The sequence below is a fragment of the Halalkalibacter flavus genome (assembly GCF_036663575.1).
In the GTDB taxonomy this organism is placed as follows: domain Bacteria; phylum Bacillota; class Bacilli; order Bacillales; family Bacillaceae_D; genus Halalkalibacter; species Halalkalibacter flavus.
This window is the reverse complement of record NZ_JAWRVK010000308.1, coordinates 1-256: the sequence shown is the minus strand read 5'-3', so window position 1 is coordinate 256 and position 256 is coordinate 1. Positions and strand designations below refer to the sequence as shown.

Annotated in this window: 1 protein-coding gene; it reads left to right on the top strand. The window is 50.8% G+C overall.

Annotated features, from left to right (window positions below; translation table 11 throughout):
• Window positions 1-249 (top strand): chitin-binding domain-containing protein (locus SAY88_RS26225; protein ID WP_431308931.1); only part of this gene is annotated, 249 nt, incomplete at its 5' end.
• Window positions 250-256 lie beyond the last annotated feature (7 nt).

The following is a 256-nucleotide window of genomic DNA, read 5'->3' as shown; positions in this document are numbered from 1 at the left end:
GAACCAACAGAGAAGCCAGAACCAACAAAGGAGGCAGAACCAACAAAAGAGACAGACCCAACAACAACTACAACTCCAACAGAACCTCCAACATGCAAAGAAGGGGAGCGCCGACCTGATACCACGGACTGCCACAAGTACACCGAGTGCAAGAACGGCGCCTGGAAGGAAGACTCTTGCTTCTGGTTCAGGAAGTTCGACTCAGTAACCCTGAAATGCATGTGGTGGGGTGCAACTTGTGCCAAGTAGTTTGACA